Annotated in this window: 24 protein-coding genes; 15 read left to right on the top strand and 9 right to left on the bottom strand. The window is 69.4% G+C overall.

The genetic code is table 11. The annotated features are described in order from the left end of the window. Window positions 1-125: 125 nt before the first annotated feature. Both HGB44_RS03290 and HGB44_RS03295 read right to left on the bottom strand, forming a co-directional pair. On the bottom strand, window positions 126-311 hold the full coding sequence (locus tag HGB44_RS03290; RefSeq protein WP_061080265.1) for a DUF397 domain-containing protein: 186 nt from the start codon (window positions 309-311) through the stop codon (window positions 126-128). Further along, window positions 301-1,119 (bottom strand): helix-turn-helix domain-containing protein, encoded by an 819-nt coding sequence (locus HGB44_RS03295; RefSeq protein WP_061080266.1) that lies wholly within the window; start codon window positions 1,117-1,119, stop codon window positions 301-303. The genes HGB44_RS03290 and HGB44_RS03295 overlap by 11 nt, the downstream gene beginning before the upstream one ends. Window positions 1,120-1,536: 417 nt before the next feature. Between HGB44_RS03295 and HGB44_RS03300 the strand changes: the two genes are divergently transcribed. From HGB44_RS03300 to HGB44_RS03330, 7 genes are all read left to right on the top strand, one after another. Continuing rightward, entirely contained in the window at window positions 1,537-2,337 is an 801-nt protein-coding gene (locus tag HGB44_RS03300) for an ATP-binding protein (protein ID WP_082768325.1), read from the top strand. A 284-nt stretch (window positions 2,338-2,621) separates the two neighbouring features. After that, a complete protein-coding gene (locus HGB44_RS03305; RefSeq protein WP_061080268.1) occupies window positions 2,622-2,942 on the top strand; it encodes a hypothetical protein in 321 nt (106 codons plus the stop codon). A gap of 221 nt (window positions 2,943-3,163) precedes the next feature. Beyond that, on the top strand, window positions 3,164-4,021 hold the full coding sequence (locus tag HGB44_RS03310; protein WP_061080269.1) for a DUF6879 family protein: 858 nt from the start codon (window positions 3,164-3,166) through the stop codon (window positions 4,019-4,021). Beyond that, window positions 4,018-4,887, top strand: coding sequence for a DUF6879 family protein (locus tag HGB44_RS03315; protein ID WP_168443927.1), 870 nt, complete (start codon window positions 4,018-4,020; stop codon window positions 4,885-4,887). The genes HGB44_RS03310 and HGB44_RS03315 overlap by 4 nt, the downstream gene beginning before the upstream one ends. Then, window positions 4,881-5,258 carry a hypothetical protein gene (locus tag HGB44_RS03320; protein WP_061080271.1) on the top strand — a complete coding sequence of 126 codons (378 nt, stop codon included), beginning with the start codon at window positions 4,881-4,883 and terminating at the stop codon, window positions 5,256-5,258. Before HGB44_RS03315 ends, HGB44_RS03320 begins: the two co-directional genes overlap by 7 nt. Before the next feature lie 50 nt (window positions 5,259-5,308). Further along, complete coding sequence (locus tag HGB44_RS03325; RefSeq protein ID WP_168443928.1) at window positions 5,309-5,905, top strand: DUF6879 family protein; 597 nt, start codon at window positions 5,309-5,311, stop codon at window positions 5,903-5,905. Continuing rightward, window positions 5,902-6,696 (top strand): helix-turn-helix domain-containing protein, encoded by a 795-nt coding sequence (locus HGB44_RS03330; RefSeq protein ID WP_061080273.1) that lies wholly within the window; start codon window positions 5,902-5,904, stop codon window positions 6,694-6,696. The genes HGB44_RS03325 and HGB44_RS03330 overlap by 4 nt, the downstream gene beginning before the upstream one ends. A gap of 527 nt (window positions 6,697-7,223) precedes the next feature. On the opposite strand, the gene HGB44_RS03335 is transcribed toward HGB44_RS03330, so the two are convergent. Together HGB44_RS03335 and HGB44_RS03340 are read right to left on the bottom strand one after the other, a co-directional pair. Then, window positions 7,224-8,132, bottom strand: coding sequence for an aminoglycoside phosphotransferase family protein (locus tag HGB44_RS03335; protein ID WP_061080274.1), 909 nt, complete (start codon window positions 8,130-8,132; stop codon window positions 7,224-7,226). A gap of 32 nt (window positions 8,133-8,164) precedes the next feature. Next, window positions 8,165-9,559: a hypothetical protein gene (locus HGB44_RS03340; RefSeq protein ID WP_061080275.1), complete on the bottom strand. Its 1,395-nt coding sequence runs from the start codon at window positions 9,557-9,559 to the stop codon at window positions 8,165-8,167. A gap of 200 nt (window positions 9,560-9,759) precedes the next feature. Between HGB44_RS03340 and fxlM the strand changes: the two genes are divergently transcribed. The 8 genes from fxlM (at window position 9,760) to HGB44_RS03380 (ending at window position 19,092) form a co-directional block, all read left to right on the top strand. Beyond that, window positions 9,760-10,998 (top strand): methyltransferase, FxLD system, encoded by a 1,239-nt coding sequence (fxlM, locus tag HGB44_RS03345; protein WP_061080276.1) that lies wholly within the window; start codon window positions 9,760-9,762, stop codon window positions 10,996-10,998. A 35-nt stretch (window positions 10,999-11,033) separates the two neighbouring features. Beyond that, window positions 11,034-11,228: an FxLD family lanthipeptide gene (locus HGB44_RS03350; protein ID WP_061080277.1), complete on the top strand. Its 195-nt coding sequence runs from the start codon at window positions 11,034-11,036 to the stop codon at window positions 11,226-11,228. Between the two features lie 228 nt (window positions 11,229-11,456). After that, window positions 11,457-14,396: a lantibiotic dehydratase gene (locus tag HGB44_RS03355; RefSeq protein ID WP_231972397.1), complete on the top strand. Its 2,940-nt coding sequence runs from the start codon at window positions 11,457-11,459 to the stop codon at window positions 14,394-14,396. Then, window positions 14,393-15,625, top strand: a complete 1,233-nt coding sequence (locus tag HGB44_RS03360) for a lanthionine synthetase C family protein (RefSeq protein ID WP_231972398.1) — start codon at window positions 14,393-14,395, stop codon at window positions 15,623-15,625. Before HGB44_RS03355 ends, HGB44_RS03360 begins: the two co-directional genes overlap by 4 nt. Continuing rightward, window positions 15,607-16,620 (top strand): thiopeptide-type bacteriocin biosynthesis protein, encoded by a 1,014-nt coding sequence (locus HGB44_RS03365; protein ID WP_061080279.1) that lies wholly within the window; start codon window positions 15,607-15,609, stop codon window positions 16,618-16,620. Before HGB44_RS03360 ends, HGB44_RS03365 begins: the two co-directional genes overlap by 19 nt. Before the next feature lie 425 nt (window positions 16,621-17,045). Next, window positions 17,046-17,306, top strand: a complete 261-nt coding sequence (locus tag HGB44_RS03370; RefSeq protein WP_168443930.1) for a hypothetical protein — start codon at window positions 17,046-17,048, stop codon at window positions 17,304-17,306. 52 nt (window positions 17,307-17,358) lie between these two features. Beyond that, window positions 17,359-18,312 carry an aminoglycoside phosphotransferase family protein gene (locus tag HGB44_RS03375; protein ID WP_061080282.1) on the top strand — a complete coding sequence of 318 codons (954 nt, stop codon included), beginning with the start codon at window positions 17,359-17,361 and terminating at the stop codon, window positions 18,310-18,312. 204 nt (window positions 18,313-18,516) lie between these two features. After that, window positions 18,517-19,092 carry a radical SAM protein gene (locus HGB44_RS03380; RefSeq protein ID WP_061080283.1) on the top strand — a complete coding sequence of 192 codons (576 nt, stop codon included), beginning with the start codon at window positions 18,517-18,519 and terminating at the stop codon, window positions 19,090-19,092. A 254-nt stretch (window positions 19,093-19,346) separates the two neighbouring features. Here the strand turns inward: HGB44_RS03380 and hisG are convergent, their stop codons facing one another. The 5 genes from hisG to HGB44_RS32625 form a co-directional block, all read right to left on the bottom strand. Next, on the bottom strand, window positions 19,347-20,204 hold the full coding sequence (hisG, locus tag HGB44_RS03385) for an ATP phosphoribosyltransferase (RefSeq protein ID WP_231972400.1): 858 nt from the start codon (window positions 20,202-20,204) through the stop codon (window positions 19,347-19,349). Between the two features lie 68 nt (window positions 20,205-20,272). Then, complete coding sequence (gene dgt, locus HGB44_RS03390; RefSeq protein WP_061080284.1) at window positions 20,273-21,451, bottom strand: dGTP triphosphohydrolase; 1,179 nt, start codon at window positions 21,449-21,451, stop codon at window positions 20,273-20,275. After that, complete coding sequence (locus HGB44_RS03395) at window positions 21,448-22,164, bottom strand: hypothetical protein (RefSeq protein ID WP_061080285.1); 717 nt, start codon at window positions 22,162-22,164, stop codon at window positions 21,448-21,450. Before HGB44_RS03395 ends, dgt begins: the two co-directional genes overlap by 4 nt. After that, the gene (locus HGB44_RS03400) at window positions 22,161-23,765 is read right to left on the bottom strand and encodes a carbamoyltransferase C-terminal domain-containing protein (RefSeq protein ID WP_061080286.1); all 1,605 of its coding nucleotides are present in this window, start codon (window positions 23,763-23,765) and stop codon (window positions 22,161-22,163) included. The genes HGB44_RS03395 and HGB44_RS03400 overlap by 4 nt, the downstream gene beginning before the upstream one ends. Further along, window positions 23,765-25,144 carry a glycosyltransferase family 4 protein gene (locus HGB44_RS32625; RefSeq protein ID WP_061080287.1) on the bottom strand — a complete coding sequence of 460 codons (1,380 nt, stop codon included), beginning with the start codon at window positions 25,142-25,144 and terminating at the stop codon, window positions 23,765-23,767. The genes HGB44_RS03400 and HGB44_RS32625 overlap by 1 nt, the downstream gene beginning before the upstream one ends. Window positions 25,145-25,231 lie beyond the last annotated feature (87 nt).

Here is a 25,231-nt window from a genome sequence, read left to right on the forward strand (position 1 = left end):
ATGGGATGGGATGCACCGCCCGCCATGCAGCCTTGGACCAAAAGCACATGCCGGGTAGCCTCGTGTGGCGACATGGAACCGGCCCCCGCCAACTGCTCTGGCGGGGGCCGGTTCACTTGTCGCCGCTACCGTCCAGCAAGCGTGCCGAGCAGAGCGCTCCACTCATGGGCTTCGAAGTCGAGGTTGGCCAGCGGCCGGTTCTGGGTGTCGCGAACGAAGGTCTTCTCTCCCTTCCCTCCCGCCTTGACCTCGACGCAGTTCTGCGCGCCTGCGCTGTAGCTGGACTTGTGCCAGCCCTGCTCAACCTGCATATTCCTTGCTCATCTCCTTGAGGAAGGCCACGGACGCGTTCGGTGTCCGGGCGTTCGCCTGCAATGTACTGAACAGGACTCCGAACTGCCGAACCTCAGTTGGCACGTCCGTGGTCTGCCCGCGGTAGATGGACTCTACGTGCACTAACTCGGGCGCTGAGGGTGAGGCCAGCAGCGAGAAGGGGCCATCGAGCCCCGCATGCGGGAACTGACCCCACTCGTGCATCTGCAGCATGATGCGCCCTGACTCCGCCAACTTCACCACGGCATCGATCTGAGCTCTCATGACGGCGTTCGGCCCGATGGGGCGTCGTACCACAACGTCATCCAGCACGACGTGGTACTGCGGGCCATCTACGCGTAGCACATCCTTGGATCGTTCGATCCGCGTGCGGATTCGCTCACGGACTTCGGCTTCACTCATCCAAGGAGCACCCGCGTGAAAGACGGCTTCTGAGTAGGGCTCGGCCTGAAGCACCCCTGGGAACAGGCTGTTGTGGTATTCGCGAATCACTGCCGCTTCTGCCTGCAACTCGTGGAGTTGCCCCAGCCAGTCGACGTGCTCAGGCTCATACAGCTCACTGTAAAGACGCACCAGACGTCCGCCCGCTTTGAGGAAGTTATCAACACCTTCTACTTCCGCCTCGTTGAGCTGTCTGCGCCCGTTTTCGATGTGGGACACATGCCCCTTGCTGCACGTCAGATGACCCGCTAGGGCCGTTTGCGTCTTCCCCGATCTCTTGCGCGCCCTGGTCAGGGCCTGGCCAAATCGAACATCTGAGACATTTCGGTCATCGATCTCTTCCATGGCGCTTATTCAACCAGGCGGGTTGCGTCATGTCTACAGAAAGTTGTCATAAGTTGCGCCCGAGTATTCAGTAGTGGTCATGTGGCTCGATGCTCTTTAAAGGCTGCGCCCTCAGTGGAATCTTATGAGCACCGGGACGGGATCCTAGCCGGAGATGTGACTCCGGACGTGCAGGTTCCTCAACGCCTCTGTTCAAGGGAAGTCAGAAGCAACACCCAGGCGACCCTCACTGAACAGGCCAAAGAACCTGCCATCCATCAACAGGTGTCGCAACAAGAAAAACGCCCCGGTGCCGAGTAGAGGCGGCTCCGAGGCGTAGGCCCCACCACGACGCATCCGAGGTGAGACGACGTGAAGTGTATCGAACCGACCAATCCCCCCACCACGCCCACAACCGAGTTCCCGCAGGAGCTCTCCATGCCGCAGAAGGCGTCAGCGGCATCGTGCAAGCAGAGCTTGCCCGGAGAGTGTGCTTCCGTGGGTGAGGCGCGCGCCTGGCTGGACACGACCTTGCGGGCGCTGAGGGTCCCCCCTGCGATGATCGACAGTGCCACGCTGGTGCTCTCGGAGCTGGTCACCAACGCCATCACGCACACCCGCAGCGGTCAGCAGGGCGGTGAGGTGATGGTGGAGGCTCTGGTGCATCACCAGGGTGCGCGTACCGAGCTGACCGTGCGGGTGGTCGATGGCGGCGCTACCACCGTGCCGCGGCCCCGAGAGGTTTCCCCGGACGCCGAGCACGGCCGCGGTCTGTTCCTGGTCCAGGCCCTCGCCCAGGCCTGGGGGGACCTGAGCGACGGGCGCTGCGGGGTGTGGGCGCGCTGGTCCTGGCCCACCCTGGCCGCGCGCCCCACCTGGGCGCTCGGATGGCACCTGGATGTGTCCGACGACGGCAGCGCCGTAGTCGCCCACCACCCTGGCGAGGATCTCACGCTGGTTGGTCCGGATCTGTCCTCGCTGCGCGAGCGGGTGCGCGCCGTCACCGATGTGCGGCGTCTGCGCGAGTACTACCGCCACGGCTGGTCCCTAACCTTCGACACCAGCCACGAGGGTCCGAGCTGGTTTAGGGCCCAGCGGCGCGAACGGCTCTGCGCGCCCGGACGCGGGCAGGTGGAGGAGTTCACGGCCTCCACGGTGGGTGAGCTGCGGGGGAGGCTGCTGGGTCAGGTAGCGGCCGACCGCAACGCCGACCGGGTACGCCCGGTTCCCATCCTCTGATCTGCCGCCGGGTGTCCTTCGTGGGCACCCGGCGGTCACCGACCCGCGCTGTGTGGCTCATACGGCGCGGCGGGGGGCCAGTCCCGTGGGGGGAGCTGGCTCCGGGGCTGTCCCTCGGGGGCACGAGGGACAGCCCCCTCCTTTCTCCCACCCCGCCCGGGTTCTGTTGCACTCCCGCACGGCCCGGACACCCACGCCACCGCCACCCCGGCCCCGCAGCGGGGTGGCTTCCCCGGGGCCGCCGGACGGGGACCGGCGGCCCCCTCTCCTACGAAAGGGCACTCGTGAGCACTGCTATCGCGTTGACCAGCTGGAACATCCGCCGGAGCAAGGATCCCTCGATCCTGCTGTTTCGCCGCCCTTGGGACGCTGAGGAGCAGACGGCCCATGTCGAGGACGTGGACGCTGGTCTCCGTCTCCTGCGGGCCTTGGAGGCCATCGAATCCCACTTCGAGGAGTGGTGCGTGGGCATCCGCTCGGGTCTGGCCCAGGACGGCCGCGGCGTCTTCTGGGGCCAGGTCCCTGGCGAAGGCGTGGTCTACGCCAGAACAGCCGCGGAGCTGGAGCGCAAGATCGTCGATGCTCTGGCCGCGCTCAACCTGTAGAAGCACGCGGTGACCTCATCTGCTTTGGGGGCGTGGGCTTGCCTTGTGCCCGGGCGCGCAGGGCTCTCGATCGTTCCCATGCGCCTCCCCGCGCCCAACGGCCCGCTTCGCCCCCCGCGGATGCGCCAGAGGCCGCTTCCTCTTCAACAGCGCGGGGGCCTGTAACCGCCGCGCACCGGCATCACGCGCCACACCATCCACGATCCGAGGACCACACCACCGTGCCCCCCACCACCACATACGACCTGACCGCTCTTGGCGACCGAACTCTGGCTCTGGCTCAAGCTGGCGAGGACATGCACCGCCGCCAGGCGCGGACCCTACTCGGCCTGCCTCCCCGAAGGCTCGCCCTGGCGATGGACGAGGGCACCATCGTGCCCTCCCGCACACGCCTGGACCATGTGACCACGCAGAGCCTGTGCTCCTACATCGCCAACCGGGAAGCGGGGGTGGTGACGCTCTTCGACGCCCTGGCGCGCCAGGCCGCCGCCGTGCAGGGGCAGGTGCTCACCGAGCCGGAAACCCGCGCCCTGCTCGCCAGGCTCCACGAGGATCCCGAAGAGCACGGTCTGCCCGTGCGCACCCTGCGCCAGCCCACCATGCCGCCGGTCACACCCCTGTGGGAGCAGTGGTACCAGGGGCACATCGCAGCGGCCGTGCACGGCTTGGACCAGTGGCAGCAGGACCTGCTGCAGCAGGAGCGCGAGGCCGCGGTACGGGCCCGCTGTGACGCGGCGCGCTCGCGCCTGCTGTGGGTGGCTCAGACACCGCTCACCCCCTACCAGTGTTTCCTGGCCGCGGCGCTGTCGCGCCGGGTGGCCGTTGGCCAGCAAGTGCGTGTGCTGGACAGTGTGGACGTGCGGCACTTGGAGCATGGCGGGCGTCTTCCGGAGGTGGAGGTCTACGTCTCGGGGGTGATTGTGGTGCACACCCACACCCAGCTCGGTCGGCCGATTGGAGCCTTGCAGCTGCACGATGAGCCCTTGGCCCAGGCGCTGATCGGTGTGGTGGATGAACTCCTCCGTATGGGCCAGAAACTGGCCGTCTTCGCCGCCCAGCACATGCGGGGGCGACGGTGACCCACTCCCCTGCGGCTGCCCGTTGCGAGGTCGACCTGGATGCCGCCCAGGCGCGCACGATCCTGCTCAGCCCACCCCAGGTGCCCGCGCAGCTGGACATGGCACACGCACTGGAGGTCAGCGGCCTCACCCGCGCCGAGCTCCTCGCGCTGCTGGAGGACGGGGTCGTCTACGCCGAGACCGCGACCGGGCGCCGGTGGCGCGGCCTCTCCCGCGACCACCTGTTCGCCTACCTCACGCGGGTGCGTCATCAGCCGCTCACGTTGTTCACCGCCCTGCTGCGCGAGGCCGACGAGCGCGGCGTGCGCCTGGACGAGGGCGCCTTCCAACGTGAGCAGTCCGCTCTGCGTGCGCAGGTGCGGGAGGGGAGCATCTGTCGGCTGCTGCGCCAGGGCCGGCGCGCTCCCGACGGCGGCCCGTGGGAGACCTGGTTTCGTGGCCACTACCGGCACGCCGTGGACCTGATCAGCGCACGCAACGCCCCACGTGCGGCCGAGGCCGAGCACCTGGCCCACCGTGGGGTCCGGGTGCGGACCCTGTGGGTACCGCGCGCCCCGCTCACCCCCTACCAGCGCTATGTAGCCGCGGCTCTGCACGGCTGCGGATTTCCCGTCCGGGTTCTGGCCAGCACGCTGGTGCGTCACCTGGAGCACGCCCAAGGCCACCCCCTGCCGGACTTGACCGCCTACGCGAGTGCGGGACGCGTCTACCTGCGCACCTACACCGCTCTGGGGCGTGCCGACGGCGGCGTGGTCGTGTCCCACCCCGGGTTGTGCGCGCGCCTGTGCGAACAGATCGAAGACCTGCACCAGCAAGGGAGCCTCTTGGCCGACTTCCACCTGGACCACGGAGGCCGACCATGGTGATGCTGCGCTCCCGCCTCCCCCGACGTCCGGCCCCCACCATGGAGTTCGACGTCTGGGCCCGCTCGCAGCCCACCGCGTCCAGGCCCAGGCCCGCCGGTCCGTGCGGCGCCTACCTGGAACGGCGCATCCAGCAGGCGGGCGGCACCGATGTCGTGGCCGCGGCCGAACAGCGAGCCCACTCCCACCCGCGCCCCACCGAGGAGGCGCACTACCAGCACTGGGCCCCGCTGACCCACCGGGTCCGCACCTGGCTGGCCCAGCAACCGCACCGCACCAGCCCGCAGACCGACCCGGAGCACTCCATGCCCACACCACTTCCCACGACAGGCGTGCTGGCCGACGCCTCCACCATGAGCAGGCGCTCGATCTGATGCGCCGCTGCCGAACCCCGTCCCCCCTACCCCACCAGGGTCAGGCCATCATGGCCGCGCTGCAGCAGACCCACCGGCTGTGGTGCGTGGAGACGATCACCCCGCAGACCTGCGCGGAAGAGCAGGACCGAACGGGGCGTCCCCGCCCCGGTGCGCACACCCAGCAGGTATGGGACGAGGTCGTTGGCCTGCGTACTCGCGGCGGGTTGCTCACCCAACGCGTGGTGATCCTGCCCGCCTCGGTGACCGAGCAACAGCGCCGTCACCTGCTGGACGTGGAGCTCGAAGCAGCGCACACCTCCGGAGAGCAGGTCCGCGTGATGGACGCCGCTCCTTTCTGGGGCCCGGCCCGGTTGCCCACGCTGTGGGTGCTGGACCAGACCCGGATCGTCATCCACCCCGGCGGCCGGGGCGTGCGGCTGATCACCCACCCGTTGGAGGTCCAAGCGGCTCGGGCCGTGCGGGACCGGCTGATGCAGCTCAGTCTGCCCCTGGCCCGCTACCGGAACCTCGACGCCGTACTGTGGCCGCGCCTGCCCCAACCGGAGGAGACCTCGTCCCCGCTTCCCCCTACCTCGGCGGCCCAGGCCACCGCCCCGGCCCCTCGTACGCCAGCACCGACAGCATCAAGGGTGGACAGCCGATGAGCCTGGGACGCCTGATCCGCACGGCACGCGAGCGGCGCGGCTGGGCCATCGACGACCTGGCCCGACGCGCGAATGCCCCCAGCGCCCTGGTTGCCTACGTGGAAGCCGGTATCCCCGTGCCCGAGTGCCGCGCCCAGGTCGAAGCGATGGCCCGCGCGCTCGGGCTCACGCCCTCCAGGGTGTGGGAGCAGATCGTGGCCGAGGCCGGGCACACCCCCGGACCGCGCATGCTGGGGTGGGAGGTCGTCCACCTGCGCGTGCTCGTGCTCCAGGGGCCTGTCATGGGCCTGAGCGCCGTGCTCGACGCGGTCGACGTGGAGTACGGGGGCTGGCGCCCACCCAGCCTAATCGTGGCCCGCTGCCCGGGGTGGGACACCACCGATGATGCGCAGGCCCTGGAAACGGCACAGCTGCTGAGTGATTGCTACGGTCCTCTCTACCAGGCCCGCAGCGGCGCGGACCTGGCTGTGCTGTGGGATCCGAGCGTGCTGGGCCTGGTCCGGTGGCGCCCCGGCCGTGTCGAGTACCAAATCCCCGCCGGTAGCCGCCTGGTGGTGTGCTCTGAGGCCTCCATGGTGGGCGAGTGCCCGGCGGGGATGGTGGTAACCGCCACCGACACCCCACCCGATGCGGATGTTGCTGTGCGCCCGTTCGCTCCTCGCGTCTGGCTCACACCCCAGCTGCACGACGCCGTGATGCCCCTGGCCTTGGACTATGAGTCCTCGGTGCCTCAGATGCACGTCATGTTGCCGCTGCTGGAGGGGAATCAGGGCAACAGTGGGTGGAACTGAACGCGCCCTGTGCCCGCTACCGGCACGCGATGGACACGTCGAGCATCCCAGCGGTGGAGTAGGCCGCATGGTGAGCTCGCGGTGGGCCCACCACTTGGACGCAGCGGCACCCGGGGGCCTAGTGTCGGTGTCGCTGTTGTGCTGGGCCCCGGTCCCCGTGGGAGTGGTGGTCGTCTACGTCGTGCTGGTGGGACTGGTCTTGGTGCTGGCCGCCTGGCGCCATCGTCCAAGCGGGTGCGGGTGGTGCCACCGGGCAGGGCCGCGCCGCGCCGCGGTACCGGTTGGCCGGCGTCGTCTCGTGCGGAGGGCGTTTCATCGGGCTCTCTACGCCGATGGACTGGTCGTGGTCGTGCTCGTGGTGTGCGCGGCCCTTGGTATTCTCCTGGGCTCACAAGTGGGCGTGGGCGCGCTGGGAGCCGGTTACGCCCTGATCTTGTGGGCCTGCCGGTGTCGCATACCTGTGCAGTCCCCGTGCCCTGGGGGGTGCGCCCCGCAGGACGAGAGGGCCAACTTGGGCCCCATCAGCCTTACAAGATGCTCCACTGCAGCTCTGTTTCCTGGCGGAGTCCGGTGATCCGGCGACGCACCTCAGCGAGTGTGCCTGGCGTGTGGTGGGCTTTGCGGGCGTTGGTGGCGATCATGCGCAGCTCTCGCAGATCACGCAGCACCGGGTAACCGGACCAGGCTGTCACCTCGAACCCGTAGGCGTCGGCGAACGCCTGATAGTGGGCTTTGCCATGGCCGAACCGACGGCAGTGGATCTCCAGGGTCACCAGGTCCCACTCCGGCTGTCCCCACGCCAAGGTGTCCCAGTCGCACAGCACCGTCTGTCCAGCTTGGTGGTCGTGCAGGGCGTTGCGGTGTTGGGGGTCGCCCTGCACCACGGACGGGGCAAGGGCGAAGTCGACCTCGGACAGGGCTGATGCCAGATGGTCGAGCCGTTGGCGCAGGAATCGCATCTCCTCGTCGGGGAGCGTGGTGATGGCGTCCAAGGAGGTACGGATAGCGGCGATGTTGTCTAGGCTCCGCAGTCTCACGGGGGGAGAAGGCAAGGAGTGCAGGGCGCGAAGGGGGCGGGCCAGGTCCGCCGCATGGACTGGGACGTCGTGCTGGGGCAGGTAGGTCCACACCGTGATCGGATGGCCGTCGATGATCAGCGGTTGGTCCACACCGGGGTGGAGGGGAACGGTTGGGAATCCGCGGTTCATGAGCCAGCGCACCGTGGCCACGGTGCGTTCCACCGAGGCCGCTGGAGTGCCCTTACGGGCGATCTTGACGACGACCTCGGGAGAGCGCAGACGCACCACGGCGTTGGTGTGTCCACGCAGGAGCTCCGCCTTCGCCGGGTCTGCCCCCAGTACATGGCTGATGCGGCTGAGCAGGGTGCGCATCTGTCGTTCGCTGAACCCGCCGTGGAGTGGCGCCAGTACGGTCATGAGTTCAGAGTCTCCGATCGGCGCTGGCGTTGTCACCCCGGGGTGGGTAGCTGGAGGGCGTCGCGCAGCTGACGGGCAGCGCGCGCAGACCTCATCGAGGGGGGCACGACATCCAGGACATGGCGTGCTCGGGCGGCGAGGATGGGGGTGCGGTGGGCCTCGGGTACCTGGATGTAGGTGTCCTGGGCCATGTGGCAGGCCTCGGTGAGGCTGTGATCCTGGGCTAGGCAGATGGCCTCTTCCAGCCGTAGTAGGGCGGGGTCGATGCCTGCGTGGTCCGGGTACAGAGCGAGCGCTTGGTGCTGGATCTGGCGGGCTTGGCGTGTACGCCCCAGGTGGGTGTAGGCGCCGCTCAGGTACAGCAGGAGTCTGCGGCGGGGGAAGGCGAAGGCGTCGTCGTCGGGGCCGTGTTCACAGCTTTCGAAGGTGCGGTGCGCGATGGTGATGACCTGCTCAGATCCTGCGGCGTCGCCGTTTCTGGCAAGGGCGCGGGCCTCAGCGGCCGCGGCGAAGGCTGCGGTAGCGCTGGTGCGGTGGCGGGCGAGCATACGGGCCTCGCGCGCTAGGGCGATGGCCGTTTCCAGGGACCCGTAGTAGTAGGGCAGCATCGCCGCCTGGGCGCGGACACGGGCGCGCAGTTCTGGGGTGGCGCTGTCATCGGCGGCTGTGCGTGCTGTGCCGTACCAGGCATGGGCTTGGCGCAGGTGGCCCAGTTTCATCAGGGCATCGGCAACCAGGGCGGCCAAGACGGCGGTGATCTCCGCCAGGTGTGCCTGAACGGTGGCGGGTTGGCGTTCGGCGGCCAGGGCGCGGACTTCCTCGACCTCTGCCAGAAGGGTGGCGAGCATGGGAGCGGGGGGTTCGTAGATGTAGTGGTAGCGCAGCCACTGCACGCGTTCGTCCAGCAGGTCCAGCTGCGTGGAGCTGATGCTGGCCTGGGCCAGGGTGCGGTCCAGGCTGCGCCGGGTGTGGTCGGCGCGCTGGGCGAGGTCACTGGGCGAAGCGGGCGTAGGCGTGCTGGCAGGTGGGCGGTTGGGAAGGGCTGGGGTGAGGGCCGACTCTACTTCGGTGCGTGGTTGCGGCAGGGCGGGGATGCGGTAGTCACCGGCCAGGCCGAGCTGGTGTGTGCTGGTTCGGTAGAGCCGGCACAGCAGGTCGATGGTGCGGGCGCGTGGCCGGTGGTGGGTGGTTTCCCAGCGGCCCAGTTGGTCGGCGTCGAGTCGGGCTGCGCCGGGTACGTCCTGGGTCAAGAGCCGGTACTCCTGGACCGCGTCTTGGAGGGTCCAGCCGCGGGCCAGGCGGTGGGCGCGCAGTCTGCTCACGCCGCAGCACTGGTAGATCTCCTCGACCGTTTTCTCCAACTCCCATCCCTCAGCTTTCGCACGTTGGCGTAGCTGTTTGGCGCAGGAGAGGCGGTGCTGTGACATGTCCACCTCCGGTGTCACTGGTGTACCGAGCGTAGTGAGACATGGCATGGTCCGCGAGGCGAACCCGTGACTTTTCACGGGTGCGGCCCGCAGGGTGTGCCGGGTTGGCGGTCACCCGTGAAAACCTCTGGTTGCTCGCGGGTGGTGAGCCGGCAGAGGGTGTGGGTGTCCCCGTTCCTGCGACGCCGCCTGGAGTGCCTATGAGCGACCACGTCACCGCCAAGCCCCCTACCGCTGACGACCTGCGTGCCGAGATGGTCGACCAACTCGTCCAGGACGGTTTTCTCACCAGTGCGGTGGTGCAGCAGGCGATGCGTGCCGTGCCGAGGGAACGGTTCGCCCCGGAGGCTGCGCTGGAGGAGGTCTACGCCCCCTACGACGCGGTGATCACCAAGAGGGACGAATACGGGGTCTCGGTGAGTTCGGTGTCGGCGCCGCAGATCCAGGCGATGATGCTGGAGCAGGCTGAGTTGCAGCCGGGACACCGGGTGCTGGAGATCGGCTCGGGTGGCTACAACGCCGCCCTGATCGCCGAGGTCGTCGGCGAGGCCGGCCAGGTGACCACGGTTGATATCGACGCCGAGGTCACCGATCGGGCCCAGCGCTTCCTGACCGAGACCGGCTACCCCCAGGTGCGGGTGGTGTGCGCCGACGCCGAGGACGGGCTTCCCGAGCACGGCCCCTACGACCGGATCATCGTCACCGTGGGCGCGTGGGACCTCCCGCCGGGGTGGGTGGACAACCTGGCCGAGGGCGGTCGGCTGGTGGTGCCGCTGCGCATGCGCAATCTGACCCGTTCGATCGCCTTCACCAAGGCGGGCCACCACCTGGCGGGGTCGGACCCCCGGGTGTGCGGGTTCGTGCCCATGCAGGGTTCCGGGGAGCATGCCGAGACTCTGGTGCTGGTCAACGGCACCGAGGAGATCGGGCTGCGGTTCGACGACGAGGCCCCGGCCGATGTGCACCTGTTGGACAACGCGGTGCGCACCCCGCGGGTGGAGACCTGGACGGGGGTGACGGTCGCCCCCCAGGAGTTGATCGGCACCCTGCAGCTGTACCTGGCCACGACACTGTCGGGGTTTTGCACCATGGCCGTGGACCCGGATCTGGACACCGGCCTGGTCGCCCCCAACAATCCGCGTTTCTCCATGGCCGCGGTCGAGGGCGGCAACTTCGTCTACCTCATCACCCGCCGCACCCCCACGGGCGACGTCGAGTACGGGGTCCACGCCTTCGGGCCTGAAGGCGAGGCGTTCGCCAAGACCGTGGCTGAGCACGTGCAGGCCTGGGGGCGCGAGCAGCGCGGCGGTCCGGGCCCGCGTATCGACGCCTACCCCGTGTCCACCCCCGCTGAGGAACTCCCCAGCGAGCACGTCATCACCAAGCGGCACACCCGCATCACGTTCTCCTGGCCCACGGCGGATACCGCCCAGGGCTAGGTCCACCCCCTATGAGAACAAGGAGATTGATCCACATGATGGGTTCCACCACCAGCGGCGGCACCGCTCTGGCCGAGCGGCCGGTCGAGGACGACTTCGCGCTGGACGTGCGCATCGTCGTGGCCGCCCACCCGGTCGGCAAGCTGATGTGCAACACCGGTGACGGGTGCGGGAACACCTGCGCCGGTACCGCTTCGGCGTGCAACTCCTACGTCGGCGACCCGTTCTAACCCCTCACCTGGTTGCGGGTGTGTCGGGACACCGCTCCTGCGGTTCCTGGCACACCCGCTCCGTGTCTGTTTGCGTGTACGGAAGAAGGCACCGTGCCCACACCCCCCGTCTTGGGGTATCGGTGGCAAGGCGGCGTAGCGCTCCTGCGTGCCAGCACCGACCCCGGAAACCTGCCTGTCCCCCACGGTCCAACGGCTACGGAGACGCCCTCCGCCGGACGAGCGTGGTTGTCGGCCCTGTGGGAGCGCCCGCAGATCCGCAACGCCTTGAGGGCGTCCAGCCCCGGGCTGAGCGCACAGGTCGAGGCCATCGTCTCCCAGGAGTGCGCCGATGGGCGGCGCATCCGCAAGGCCGTACTGTCGATGGCCTCCTACCTCGCCCGCTGGCAGCGCCCCACACCCTTCGGGCTGTTCGCAGGCATCGCACCGGTCACCGTCGGTTCTCGCCCGACCGTGGCCTGGGGCGAGGAGCACCGGCTCTTCCTGCGTGCCGACAGCGAATGGCTCTGCGATGTCATCGCACGCCTGCACCAGTGCCCCGACTTGGTCGAACGCTTGCATGTGGTCGCCAACAACACCGCACACGTGCGCGGCGGCCGGGTCGTGGTCGCGGGGCAGTCCGCGGACGGGCACGCCCACCTGGCCGCCCCCGTGGAGGTGTCGGTGCGCCATACCCCGCCGGTGGCCGCGGCCCTGCGAGCCGCACACACCCCGGTGCCCTACCACCAGGTGCGTGAGGACCTCGCCCAGCGCTTCACCGGCGTGCCGGTGGAGAAGATCACCGCACTGCTGAACGACCTGCTCTCCCAGCACGTGCTGTTGTCCACCCTGTGGGCACCGATCACCCATCCGGACGCACTGGGGTACCTGTGCGACCAGCTCATTGACATCAAGGCTGATCAGATCAACGAGATCGACGGCCTCGTCGAACAGCTCCACACCATCCACGCAGACCTCGCTCCATCGGTGCCGCACACCGCCTGGCCCCAGCAGGCTCCGGTGCTGGAGCGCATGCGCCTCCTCAGCGACGTGGCGCCGGTGCCCGTCATCGTCGATACCGCCCTGGACTGCCGCCTGCAGTTGCCAGCGCGGGTGATGCAGACCCTGGAGCGGACTGCGGAGGTACTCACCCGCGTCTCGGCTCACCCCTTCGGCCGTCCGGAGTGGCGCGACTACCACCACCGGTTCCGTGCCCGGTACGGACCCGGCGCGGTGGTACCGGTGCTGGAGCTGGTGGCCGACAGCGGTCTGGGCTGGCCCGCCGGATACCTGGGATCGGATCGGCGGCGCCCGTCCCAACTGCTCACCGACCGCGACACCACGCTCCTGGGCCTGGTCCAGCAGGCCATGGCCCAGGGGGAGGAGGAGATCGTCCTGACCGAGGAGGTGATCACCCGCCTGGGTCCTGCACCCGGTGAACCGACTGTGGCGGCATCGCGGGTGGAGATCGCCGCGCAACTACACGCCTCCACTGTGCAGGATCTAGCCCGAGGGGAGTTCACCGCGGTGGTGACCGGCGCCCCCCGGCCGGGCAGCAGCATGCTCGGCCGGTTCGCACACCTACTCCCTGACGAAACTCAGCAATCCCTCGCCGCCTCCTACCGCTCGTGCGACCCCGGGGTGGTGGTGGCGCAGCTGTCCTTCCCGGCGCGCAAGCGCCGCAACGACAACATCACCCGCACCCCACAGCTCCTGCCGCACGTGGTGGCACTGGCCGAGCACCACCCCGAGGGTGCTGCGGTGATCGCCGTGGAGGACTTGGGGGTGGGCGCTGATGCGACCGGTCTGCAGCTGCGTCGGCTCTCCACGGGCCAACGCGTCGAACTGCGGGTGGCCCACGCCTTGGAAGCGGGCACCCACACCCCGCCCCTGGCACGGTTCCTGTCGGAGGTGGCCACGGCGCGTTGCGCGGCCTACGGTGCCTTCGACTTCGGCGCCGCCGCACGCCTGCCCTACCTGCCCCGGGTGCGCTACGCCAACACCATCGTCTCGCCTGCCCGGTGGCTGCTGAACACGGGCGACTTCCCAGGCTCGCAAGCCCCGCATCAGGAATGGGAGAAGGGCCTAGAGCAGTGGCGTGCACGCTGGCAGGTGCCCGAGCGGGTGGCGTTGGTCGAGCACGACCGGCGCCTGCCCCTGGACCTGTCCCGGCCGCTGCACCGCCACCTGCTGCGCCAACGCCTGGCCCAGCACGAACGCGTGGAGCTGAGCGAGACCTGGGGGTCTGAGCGGATGGGCTGGATCGGCCGCGCCCATGAACTGGTGGTGCCCCTGCACGCGCCCGCGCCGCACCCCACAGCCACCGTGTCCTCGCCTGGGCCTGTACGTCCGGCCCGGGTCGAGGAGTCCCACCTGCCTGGCAGCGATGTCCTGCACACCCGCCTGTTCGCCCACCCTGAGCGCGTCGAGGAGATCCTCACCGACCATCTACCCGCGCTGATCGCCGCCGTTCCCAGCGCGGCGCGGTGGTGGTTTCGGCGCCAGCGCGACCTGATCCGTCCCGATGCCGCTACCTCCCTGGAGCTGTCCCTGCGTCTGACGCAGGGATGCAGCTACGGCGATGCGGTGGTGCACCTGCACGACTGGGCGCGACAGCTGCGGCGCTGCCGCCTGCTCGCGGATCTGGAGCTGGCCACCTACCACCCCCAGCACGGCCGGTACGGGCACGGGGAGGTGTTGGAGGCGGCCGAGGCGGTCTTCGGCACCGATTCCGGCGCCGCCGTGGCCCAGATCCGCCTGTCCCGCACCGCGGGGTTCGACGCTCAGGCTCTGGCCGCGGCCAGCATGGTCAACCTGGTCACCGCCTTCACCGACTCTCCCGGCCAGGGCCTGGAATGGTTGGTGACCGACCTGGCCTACGCTCCCGGTCCGGTGGACCGGGACGTGCGGCGCCACGCCCTCCAGCTCACTGCGTCCGAGGTCGAGGATGACGTGGCACTGCGGCAGTTGGTCGGGGGTGAGGTGGCTCAGGCCTGGCAGGAGCGTGCCCAGGCCCTGGCTGACTACCGCAAACAGCTGGTCGCCGAGCGCGAGCCGACCACGGTTCTGCGGTCTCTGCTGCACCTGCACCAGGTGCGCGCGCTCGGCGTGAGCCCGAACCAGGAGGCCGTCGTGCTGCGCACAGCGCGCGCCGTGGCCTTGGCCCACACCGCCAGGAGGCCGAAGTGAGTGTCCCCGCGCCGACCATGGATGCCGTGGCGGCGGTGGCCGAGCGCATCGCCGCGCATCTGGACGGCCCCACCCCAGGTGGTCAACCGTGGCTGGGGCAGTCCCTGGGTGAGGGGGCGGCCGGGATCGCCCTGGTACACATCGAGCGCGCCCACACCGGGCGCGGCACCTGGCAGCACGCACACCGGTGGATCAAGGCCGCGGTCGCCGAACAGGTCAGCGCCGCCGACACCACTGGTCTGTTCCTGGGCGCCACCGCCATCGCCTTCGTCCTGGCCTCCGCCGACACCGGCCCCGCCGCCGGCCGCTACACCACAGTCCGCGCAGGCCTGGACGCTCACGTGGTCGACCTCGCGCACCGGCGCGTCGACGCGGCCATGGAACGCATCCGCCGGGGTGAGTGCACCTCTTTCGGGGAGTACGACACCTTCTACGGGCTCACCGGTATCGGCGCCTATCTCCTGCGCCAGAACCCGGGCGGGAGCGCGATGGGCCGCGTCCTGGGCTACCTGGCCGCTCTCACCCGCCCGGTGATGGTGGACGGTGAGCCCCGGCCGGGGTGGTGGGTGGATCACGACCCCCGCAGGGAGCACTCGGCCCACTTCGCGGGTGGGCACGGCAATCTCGGTGCCGCACACGGCATCACCGGTCCGCTCATGCTGCTCAGCCAGGCGCAACGGCGCGGCGTCACCGTCCCCGGCCAGGTCGAGGCGATCGCAGCCATCCTTGCCCACCTGGACCAGTGGTGCCAGGCCAGTGAGCAGGGACCGTGGTGGCCCGAACACCTCACCGTGCGGGACCTGGCCGCCGGCCGTCCCCACCAGCCGGGCCCGGCACGCCCCTCGTGGTGCTACGGAACCCCCGGTATCGCGCGCGCCGGTCAGCTCGCCGCGCTGGCCACCGGAGACCAGGCACGACAGCGCGTCTACGAGCACGCCCTGGAAAAGTGTCTGGCCGACCCCGTCCAGATGGGGCGGCTGCGTGATGGGAGCCTCTGCCACGGCTGGGCCGGGGTGTATCAGACCACCTGGCGGGCCGCCCTCGATGCCACCACACCCGATCTGGCCACGCATCTGCCCACTTTGGCCACGGCCCTGATCCGCCACGCCGAGGACACGACGGAATCGGGGTTACTCGAAGGCCGCGCGGGCTCAGCCCTGGCACTGTCCACGGCCGCGATGGATGCGGCACCGCTCTCAGGATGGGACGCATGCCTGCTCATCGACTGAACCCGCCTTCCTCCGCTGAAGTAGGTGTGCGGAGCGAGCACGCCATCACACGCGTACTGGCAGGCGAGCCGCTGCACGTCACAGCCGCAGACGCGCACATGGACCCCGCCGCGCTTCAGCACCTGGTGGAGGTGTTCAGACAAGCTGGGCGCCGCGCCTTGGCCGACCATGCCGCCGCGGACTGGTGGCAGGTGCACGTGGAGTTCCCCGACTGGGTCAGGGCCGAACCCACAGCAGTCCGACATCTGGCCCCTCTGCTGCGCGACGCTCACGCCGAGGGTGGCATCACCAGCTGGTGGTTCATCCGCAAGCACCCCTGCTGGCGGTTGCGCCTGCACACAGCGCGCCCCCCGGTCCGGGCTCGTCTCAGCACCGAGCTGGACCATCTGGTGAGCGCCGGCCACGTGGCTCGGTGGTGGGAGGGAGTGTATGAGCCCGAGACCGCCGCGTTCGGCGGCCCAGAGGGAATGGAGGCAGCACACCAGCTCTTCCACGCCGACAGCGACGCCGTTTTGGACCTGGTCGCGGTCGGGGCCAGCCCTTTGGGGCGTCGGGAGTTGTCCCTGCTGTTGTGCTCCCAACTTCTGCGGGCCTCAGGCCTGGAGTGGTACGAGCAGGGCGATGCGTGGGACCACGTGTGCCGCGAACGCCCCCTGCCCACCGACGTCACCGCAGAACAGCTCCACGGCCTGGTCGAGGACGTGCGCCCCCTTCTGCTGGCCGACACCGCCCCCGACGGGGCGATGTTCGGCCTCGGCCACCCCCTGGAGGGCTCTTCTGCGTGGGCGAACGCCTTCGACCGGACCGGTCGCCGGCTGGGTGCTGCGGTGCGCGACGGCGTTCTGGAGCGGGGACTGCGCCGAGTCTTGGCCTACCAGGTCATCTTCCACTGGAACCGGCTGGGTCTCTCGACTCGCGCCCAGGCGGCGATGGCCTGGGCGGCGCGCGCAGCCATCCTCAACGTTCCCGACCAGGACGGGCGGGTGCGGCCATGAGCACGCTCGCACACGATCAGGTGGCCCTGCCTGGAGTGCTTGGTCCGGTTCCCGCTGGTGAGGCGGCCTCGCCTGTCCTGCCCGCCCCTGCAAGAGCGCGTGCACCAGGTGACCTCTTTGGGATAGCGCTTGAGGTAGGTGGCCAGCGTGGTCGAGATGTGGGCGTCAGTGATCGCCACCGGTCACCTCCGCACCAGCCCGAAGGCCATGTTCTTCATGGTCGACGGCTCGCGGACGAGGGAGAGCAAGGGGCACGGGTTGGCTCCAGAAGGTGTACAGCTGCTCGACGCGGGCTCGCAGCTTACAAGCGGTACCTGGTCAGCGTGTGTACTACGCGGCACAGTCTTGATCTGAGGGCAGGACCGGTTGCGATGAGCTGGCGCTGTGAGCGGATGAGAGCGCAGATCGACAGGCAGGAGGTTGCTGTGTTCACCCACCAGCCCACTACCCCGACTCCAAACCTGACCCGGTTGGAGAACCCTGGCTTTCGCGGTTTCCGCGCCACCGATCCCGCCGAGCAGCACGTCCACGGCGCATACGGCCGTCGCGCCGCCGATGATCCACACCTGGTGGCCGTCGACATTCTCGGGCTGGGTCCACAGCAGGTGCACCAGGTCGTCCTTCGCGCGCTCGCTGACCACGTCTCGAAACCCACCTCGGCCGAACACAGTTCCCTGATGCAGTAGAGCGGTCAGTCTGTCCATCACGCCGATCACCAGAGTTCAGGAAGTACTGCGCATGCGTCCCACGCGCCTCGCCCCGCCCGCTGCTCTTCTCGCCGAGCTGCGCGACGCCCGCACCACAAGCCAGACCCGTCTTGAGGACGTGTTGGAGAGCCATGGCCTGCGTCTGCTTACCGGAGGCTTCCAGAACAGCGTCTACGCCTGGGAGGATCCCGATCGCGGGCCCATCTGCATCAAGCTCTACGCCAAGGGCCACCACCGCCGCCGCGTCGAGCGCGAGTGGGCAGCCCTAACCCTGCTCGCCGAACACGGGGTTGACGGCGTCCCTCGCCCGCTGTGGCTCGACGACGACAGCGTTCCTGCCATCGGTATGAGCTTGCTGGCGGGCACGCCGCTCCTGGAGAGCGCCGACCGCGAAGCCGCCCTCAAAGGCCTGGCCCGCACCACGCGTCGCCTGCAGAATGTGCCCTTGTCCGGTCTGCTCGCCGACATCGAGCGCATCGACTCCGGCGCCCACTACCTGCTGCGCCTCACCAGCAGCTGGCCCGAACTCCTCGCAGACCACGAGAACGACCCTTTGACCTGTGACATGCGCGCCCTGCTTGAGGCCTGGCACGCCAGCGGTGACGCCGAACTCGTAAGGGAGAACGCGGCCCCCGCTGTGTTCTCCCGGGGCGACTCCAACCTCCTCAACTGGCTCCGCGAGGGCGACAGCACCCCGTGCGTGGACTTCGAATACGCCGGGCACAGCAGTGGCTTCTTCGACGCCGCTGACCTGATCGAACACATCAGCGCCCGCGAGATCCCCGACAGCACCTGGATCGCGCTCTTGCCCGATCTCGGAATCACTTCCGCCAACCGGCACCAGTTCCTCGCCGCCCAGCGCACCTGCGCCCTGCGTTGGCTCGCGATTCTGTGGAAGCAGCGCCATGCCCGCGCCGCCGAGTTCGCCACCCAGCACGCCCGCGTACGGCTCCTGCAGCTGCCCGACAACCCCTGGCGTGGCTGACCCCCCTTTGCGGCCAGGCGTCACCACACCCCCTGGCCGCCACCGGCCGACGAGCAGCAGCGGCCGCGCCCGCGGCCGCCCGATCGTTTGAGGATGACCATGACCCTGATGCCGCAGACCATCAGCCTGCTGTGGGCGCTGCGTTCCTACTGTGGCTCACACCAGTGCAAACCCTGCTACTTCACGTAGCTCGACGAGCAGCGCGTGGCCAAGACCCCCGGTCTGCTGTCGCACTTTTCGCCCCACGATCTGCCCACCAGGGAGGTGATGGCGTTTGCACGCACCCTGAAGGGATCGACCGTAGGTCGGGTCTTCGTCGCTGGCGGCGAGCCGTTGATGTGGCGGCTCGTCCTGGGTCTCATCGAGATCCTCAAGGACGGCGGGATCGAGGTCGTGGTGTGCACCAGCGGCGTGGCACTGAACCAGCCGGGCATGTCCGAGCGCCTGGTGGAGCTGGGAGTGAAGGGCGTCTCCGTGTCGCTGGACTCTACCGACCCCGACTACAACGACACCTGGCGCCCGCCCCGCCGGGAAGGCGATGGTTGGGAAGGAGTCGTCCGCGGAATTACGACCCTGCTGGCTGCCCGCGGCTCCCCGGTCCCGGGTCGGCCTCTACACGGTCATCACCAAGCTCAACCTGTCGGATGTCACCGCCGTGCCCCAGCCGTCGGCTCGCGCAGCACCCTGGAGCCCTCGTCGGGGTTGGAGAAGATCACTCAGGCCAAGCACGATCCCACAGTGCTCAGCCGTGCTGAGCTGGAGACCGCCCGGCAGCGCTGACCGGCCCTGGCCAGGGGCAGGACGTCGGGACGCAAGGTTTCACGGTGGTGCGGTCCCATGGAAGCGCATCTGGTTTCCAGGTGGGCCCTACTCCATCCGGGTGGGGCCCACCTGTGGGTTGGACTCTGGTCACGGGTCCAGTGGCCCTGGGCGACGTCGACTACTACGACAACGATCCCCGCCGCTACCTACGCGGGCCCAGGGTCTAACACCTGTGGACTCACCCCATGGCCTGGGGCGAGTCCAGGGAGGCTTCAGGCGCGGCACGCCCGGATCTGGGTCACCAGGATCGCGCGGGCGCCGACCTGTTCGAGCTGGTCCATGATGCTGTGCGCCTCAGCGGTGGGCACCATGACACGGACGGCCGCCCAGCCTTCGCGGTGCAGCGGAGAGATGGTCGGCCCCTCCTTACCGGAGGCGATCGCCACAGCCGCTTCCAAGTTGTTGGCCTCGATGTCGTAGTCGAGCAGCACGTAGTCGCGGGCGACCAGGACGCCGCCCAAGCGGCGCAGGAATCGCGTCGAGGCTTCGGTCTTGGTGTCGCTGCGGTCCTGGATGACGACGGCTTCGGAGCGCATGATGGGCTCGCCGATGATGCGCAGCCCCAGGTGGGCCAGGGTGGCGCCGGTTTCGACCACGTCCGCGATCACGTCGGCCACGCCCAGGCGCAGCGCGGTTTCCACCGCGCCGTCCAGGCGCACGATGCCTGCGGGGTCCACCCCGTGGTCGGCCAGGTGCTTGGCCACGACCGAGGGGTAGGACGTCGCGATGACCTTGCCGTGGAGGTCGTGCACGCCGCGGGCGGAGTCGGGGTCGCCGGCGAAGTGGAAGGTGGAGCGGGCAAAGCCCAATGCCAGGACTTCCTCGGCCGGGCCTGCGGAGTCGATAAGCAGGTCACGGCCGGTGATGCCCATGTCCAGCTTCCCCGAACCGACGTAGGTCGCGATGTCACGGGGACGCAGGTAGAAGAACTCGATGTTGTTCGCCTCATCGGTGACGACGAGTTCTTTGGAGTCGGTGCGCTGCAGGTACCCGGCCTCATGGAGCATCGCGACCGCCTTGGCGTGCAGGGAGCCCTTGTTGGGGACGGCGACGCGGAGCATGGACGACATGGGTGCCTCTCGTGTGTGGGTGAACGCTGCCATGGTCTCAGGTCCAGACGTGGTCTGTGGGGTGTTTGCTACAGCCCGTGGGTGCGGGCATGGGAGTTGACCTGTGGTTCGGTCATGGTGGCGATGTGGTCCAGGACCGCGCGGGTGCGGTCCTGGCTGGTGGTGGCCTTGTGCCAGAGGTGGTGTGCGCTGGGGTTGAGCTGGCCGGGGTGGTGGTGCAGGTGCTCGAACAGGTGGGTGAGGGCTTGCCGGATGCGGGGGCGGTGGGTGCGGCGCTGGGGTGGGCGCAGCACGTGGTGCAAGGTGGCGGCCTTGACCCAGGCCACTTCGGCGTGAGCGCGAGGATCGACCCGGATGCGGGCGTGGTGGCGGCGCACCGGTGTGCCTTGGGCGGTGGTGGCCTGGAGCCAGCGTGTGGTGAGGGTGCGCGTCAGTGCGCACAGCGCCTCCCGCGCCCGGGGGGTGGCGTCGACTTCTTCCTCGGCCAGGGCCGCGAACTCCTGCAGTTGCAGGAGTTCGCGGGCAGCTTGGTCGATGTGTTCCGCAGGCTGTGTGCTCAGACATTCGGCGGCCAGGTAGCTGAGAAAGCGGCGGTGAGCGTTCTCGGTGAGGGTGCGCGGGCGCAGCAGGCGGGCGCGCACGCCATCTTCGAGGTCGCCGGTGGCGTTGGCGATATCGTCGGCCCAGTCCATGATCTGCGCTTCGGCGCTGACCGCGCCCTGGGGAGCGCCGTGGCGGGCCCAGGCGAAGGCGTCGGCGTCCTGGGGGAAGACCCCGAACTTGTGGCGGCCCTCCTGGCGGGGCCAGGGGTACTTGCAGGCGGCGTCGATGGTGGCGCGGGTCAGGTTCAGCCCCGAGCTGTGGCCGACCGGTTCCAGGCGGGTGAGGACGCGCAAGGTCTGGGCGTTGGCCTCGAACCCGCCCGCGGTCTGGCCCAACGCGTCCAGAACGCTTTCGCCGTAGTGGCCAAAGGGTGGATGTCCCAGGTCGTGGGCGAGCCCGGCGGTTTCGACCAGGCGAACATGGGCGCCCACACGCTGGGCGATCCGCCCTGCGATACAGGCCACCTCCAGCGAGTGCGTCAGGCGGGTGCGGGGGGTGGTGGCGTCCTCCTCCAGGTGCAGGGACTGGGATACACCGCCCAGGCGGCGCAGCGCCGCAGAGCGCAGCACGCGGGAGTAGTCCTCTTCGAGAGGGTCGTGGTCGCCCGCGGTAGGGGTGCGGCGTTGCAGGTCGCGCTCGTTCACACCTGCTCCCCTGCCGCCGTGCTGGCATCGAGCAGCGTGATGATGGACTCCTGACTCAAGTAGCGGCGGTAGAGGGCGTCGGCGCGCAGCTCGGTGCGTGTGCGCCCGACGAAGGCGGCCTCCAGGTACATCAGCCGCCGAAAGAAGCGCCCATGGACCCACCTGCGTTGGATGTCCAGGCTCTGGCCCGGACCCAGCGCACGCAAGGCGCGGGTGTTGATCAGCCGGTTGGTGTCCACCAGCCGCACCCGCCCGGCGGTGTCGACCGCCAGGTTCAAGAAGCGGTCGTCGATGATGTCGGGCAACAGCACGTCCTGGTGGGCGACGCGCTCCAGCAGGCGGCGGGTGGTGGCGATGAACTCGGCCAGGTCGTGACGGGCCGAGGCGGGCAGTCGCTCGGCGCTCGTTCGGCCCAGGTTCCATTCGGCGCGCACCGGCACCCATTCCTTGACCAGCACCATCTGGCACAGCGGCGCGTCGGCGGCGGGGCGGATGAGGACTTGGTCGGGGATCAAGTTGGGGCAGGTGGGTGTGTAGGTGCGCATCAGGTAGGCGTATTCGGACTCCACCTTGTCCGGGGTGAGCTCGGGGGCTTGGGGCAGGAAGTACTGCACACAGAACCGCCCGCCGTGCGGTGGGCGGTAGACGCGGCTGTGCTCGCCGTCGCCGATCAGTTCGTACCCGGCGGGCGGCCGGGCGGGCAGAGTGTTCACGCCCTGTCCTCCAGTTCCACCAGCACCTGATCGGTGACCAGGGCGTGGGCGCCCAGGCGGTTGGCGCAGGCCAGAGCCTGGGCGGCGGTCTCGACCAGGGGTTCGCCGGGACCGTTGAAGCTGGTGTTGAGCAGCACCGGCGCGTGCCCACGTCCAGCGAGAACATCCAGGACCTCCCACACCAGGTCTTCGGCGCCCGGTTGGAGCTGTTGGGGGCGTGTGGTGCCGTCCTGGTGGCGCACCGCGGGCATCAGCGCGGCGCCGGTGTCGCTGAGGTGGGCGGCACCGAGCATGTAGCGGTGCAGGTGCGGTGAGGGCTCCCACCACCCGTGCTGGCCGTGGTGGGTGAGGGGGCCAAAGGGTCGCCACTGTTCGCGGCGTTTGAGCGTGTTCATGCGCTGGCGCATCCGCGCCTGGGTGGGCAGGGCGAGGAAGGAGCGGTGTCCCAGGGCGCGCGGGCCCACTTCGCTGCGGCCCCGGCACACCCCCACGATCTTGCCTTGCTGGAGCAGGTCGGCGATGTGGTCGGCGTCCACGTCGCGGACCCGGCCGCCGTCGACATCGGGCAAAGTTCCGGGGGTGCCGCCGGTGTAGGGGTCCATGACCTGGGGACGGGTGGGGGCAGCCAGGGTCCAGGCCGCTCCCAGGGCCACCCCGGCGTCGTGCGGTACCGGGGGCACGTACACCGGCCCGTCCAAGCGGCCGTTGGCGGCGCAGTTCAGGCCCACTCCCCCGGCGATGCACACGCGCTGCAGACCGCTCAGGGTGCGCGCCTGCTCGACCAGCCAGGCCAGGGTGTTTTCCACGGTGGTCTGGGCGGCGGCGGCCACCCGCACCGCACGCTCGTCCTGGGCCAGGCTGGCCGCGGGATGCTCGGGGCGGGCGGCGCCGGCGAAACGGGTGATGTGGTTGGCCCACCGGCCGCGGGTGGCCTCATAGTCCAAGGTGGGGTCATCGCCCAGGGCCGAGAGCAGGCCGTGCTCGCCCACACGGATCCACCCCGGGTCGGGGCGCTGGTCGGTGTAGGCGGCCAGGCCCATGGTCTTTCCGGCACCGCGTTTGCCCAACCCCAGCCAGCTGGAGGCGGCCTCGTACAGGTGGCCCAGGCTGGCCACCTGCGGCCACACTGCGATCTGGACTAGGGGGTGACCGCGCTGGGCTCGCCACAGCGACGTCGACTCGCTTTCGCCGTTGCCGTCGACCACCAGCACCGCGGCGGCCTCATCGCCGCTGGCGTGGAAGGCCGAGGCGGCGTGGGCCTGGTGGTGGGGCACACAGTGCAGGCTGGGCCGGTGGGGCAATCCCAGCGCGGCCAGGAAGTGGGCTGGGGAGGTGAATTCCCACCCCCGGCCAGCTGCGGCTGCCAGGCGCGGTTCGTCCCAGCCCACGGCCACCGCGTCGACTTGGTGGGCGTCGATGCCCGCGATGCGCAGGCAGGCGGCCACCGCCAGGGTGGGCATGTGGGTGCCCACGGCGTGACGCATCCGGCTCAGGCGTTCCTCCTCGATGTAGGCCAGTACCGTGCCGGAGTCGTCGACCAGACAGGCCGCGGCGTCGTGGTAGGTGGCCGTACCGGCGTTGACGCCGAGGATGTAGGTCATCACAGGCTCGCTTTCACAGCGGCGGGGGTGCGAGACAGGACGTGGGCGTAGGCGGTGAACATCCGCTCCAGCCCGAATGTCAGGGCCTTGGCGCGGCCCCCGTGGGACAGGCGCTGGTGCAGGGCCGGGTCGGACAGGACGCGGTGCAGGGCCTGGGCCAGAGCCGTGGGGTTGTGCGGAGGCACCAAAAGACCGCTGTGGCCGTGGTCGATGTACTCGGCCGGGCCGCCGTGGGCGGTGGTGATCACGGGCATCCCGGCGAGCATCGCTTCGATGTTGGTGTAGCCGAAGGGTTCGGGTTCGCGGCTGGGGTGAGCAGCCACATGCGCACCTGCGTAGCAGCTGACGACCTCCTGCGGGGTGAGGGCATCCAGCAACACCACACGCCCACCCAAGCCGCGCTGGGCGATCATCTGCTCCAGGTCGCGCTCGAAGTGAGGGGTGCGGGTGTCTACCAGCCCCGCTCCGTTGATGGCCACCACGGTGTTGTCCAGCTGGCCGCGGGTGTGCAACAGGTGGGCGGCCTCGATGAGGTCCTCGTGGCCCTTCCACGGCACCCGCCGGGCCGAGAGCAGCACCACCCGCGCTTGGGCGTCAAGGGTGTTGCGCTGTCGCACCTGCGAGAAGACGTCGTGGTGGCGTACGGCGTCGAGCTGGTGGAGGAAGCTGGTGGTGTCCATGCCGTTGAACACCGTGCGCACCGCGTCCGCCGCCACTCCGGCTGCGATCAGGGCGCGGCGGATCGTCTCGGAGACCGCGATCAGCCGCACCTGGGCACGGGTGTGCTCCAGTCGCTGGGCCAGGTAGGTGAACCGGGCGTGCATCTGGGCCGCGTCGTGGATGACGCCGGTGATCTGCAGCCGCTCGACTCGCTTCGCGGGCAGGTGGGAGTGCTCCTCGGCCTTGAGCAGCGCGACCAGGGGGTTGATGTTTTGTACCAGCAGGTCGTCCACACCCGCGGACAGGACCTGGTCGGCGTATTGACGTGCCAGCTGTGACCAGACCGGGTTGGTGGCCTGGTCGATGAGGTCCTCATAAAAGTGCTGGACCCGGGCTGGGTCCTTACCGCCGGTCGCCGCATCGCCCAGGTACTGCGGGAAACCGGTGGCCACACCACGAAGGCGCACCAGGTGGCCTTCGGGGGTGCGCAACGTGCCCAGGTAGCCGGGGAGGTCCGCGCCGGTGCGGGTGATGGTCAGCTGTGTGGTGGGGTGCTGTTCGGCCAAGCCACGCAGGAGCTGGTGGGTGTGGTTGACCAGGCCGGTTTGCCGGGTGGGCTTGGGTTGCCCGGTCGCCGTCATCGTGCCGCGCACGTCGTAGGTCAACAGATGCAGCGCAGCGGGGAAGGCCTGGGACAGGCCGGGGGTATCGGAGTTCACGGGGGTCCTCACACTCGCCAGAGGGTGATCACAGAACGTGAGAACAAGATTCGCCTCGCAGACGAAGGCAGTACCAGTGACGTTCGC

Source organism: Nocardiopsis alborubida (genome assembly GCF_012396365.1).
GTDB lineage: Bacteria > Actinomycetota > Actinomycetes > Streptosporangiales > Streptosporangiaceae > Nocardiopsis > Nocardiopsis alborubida.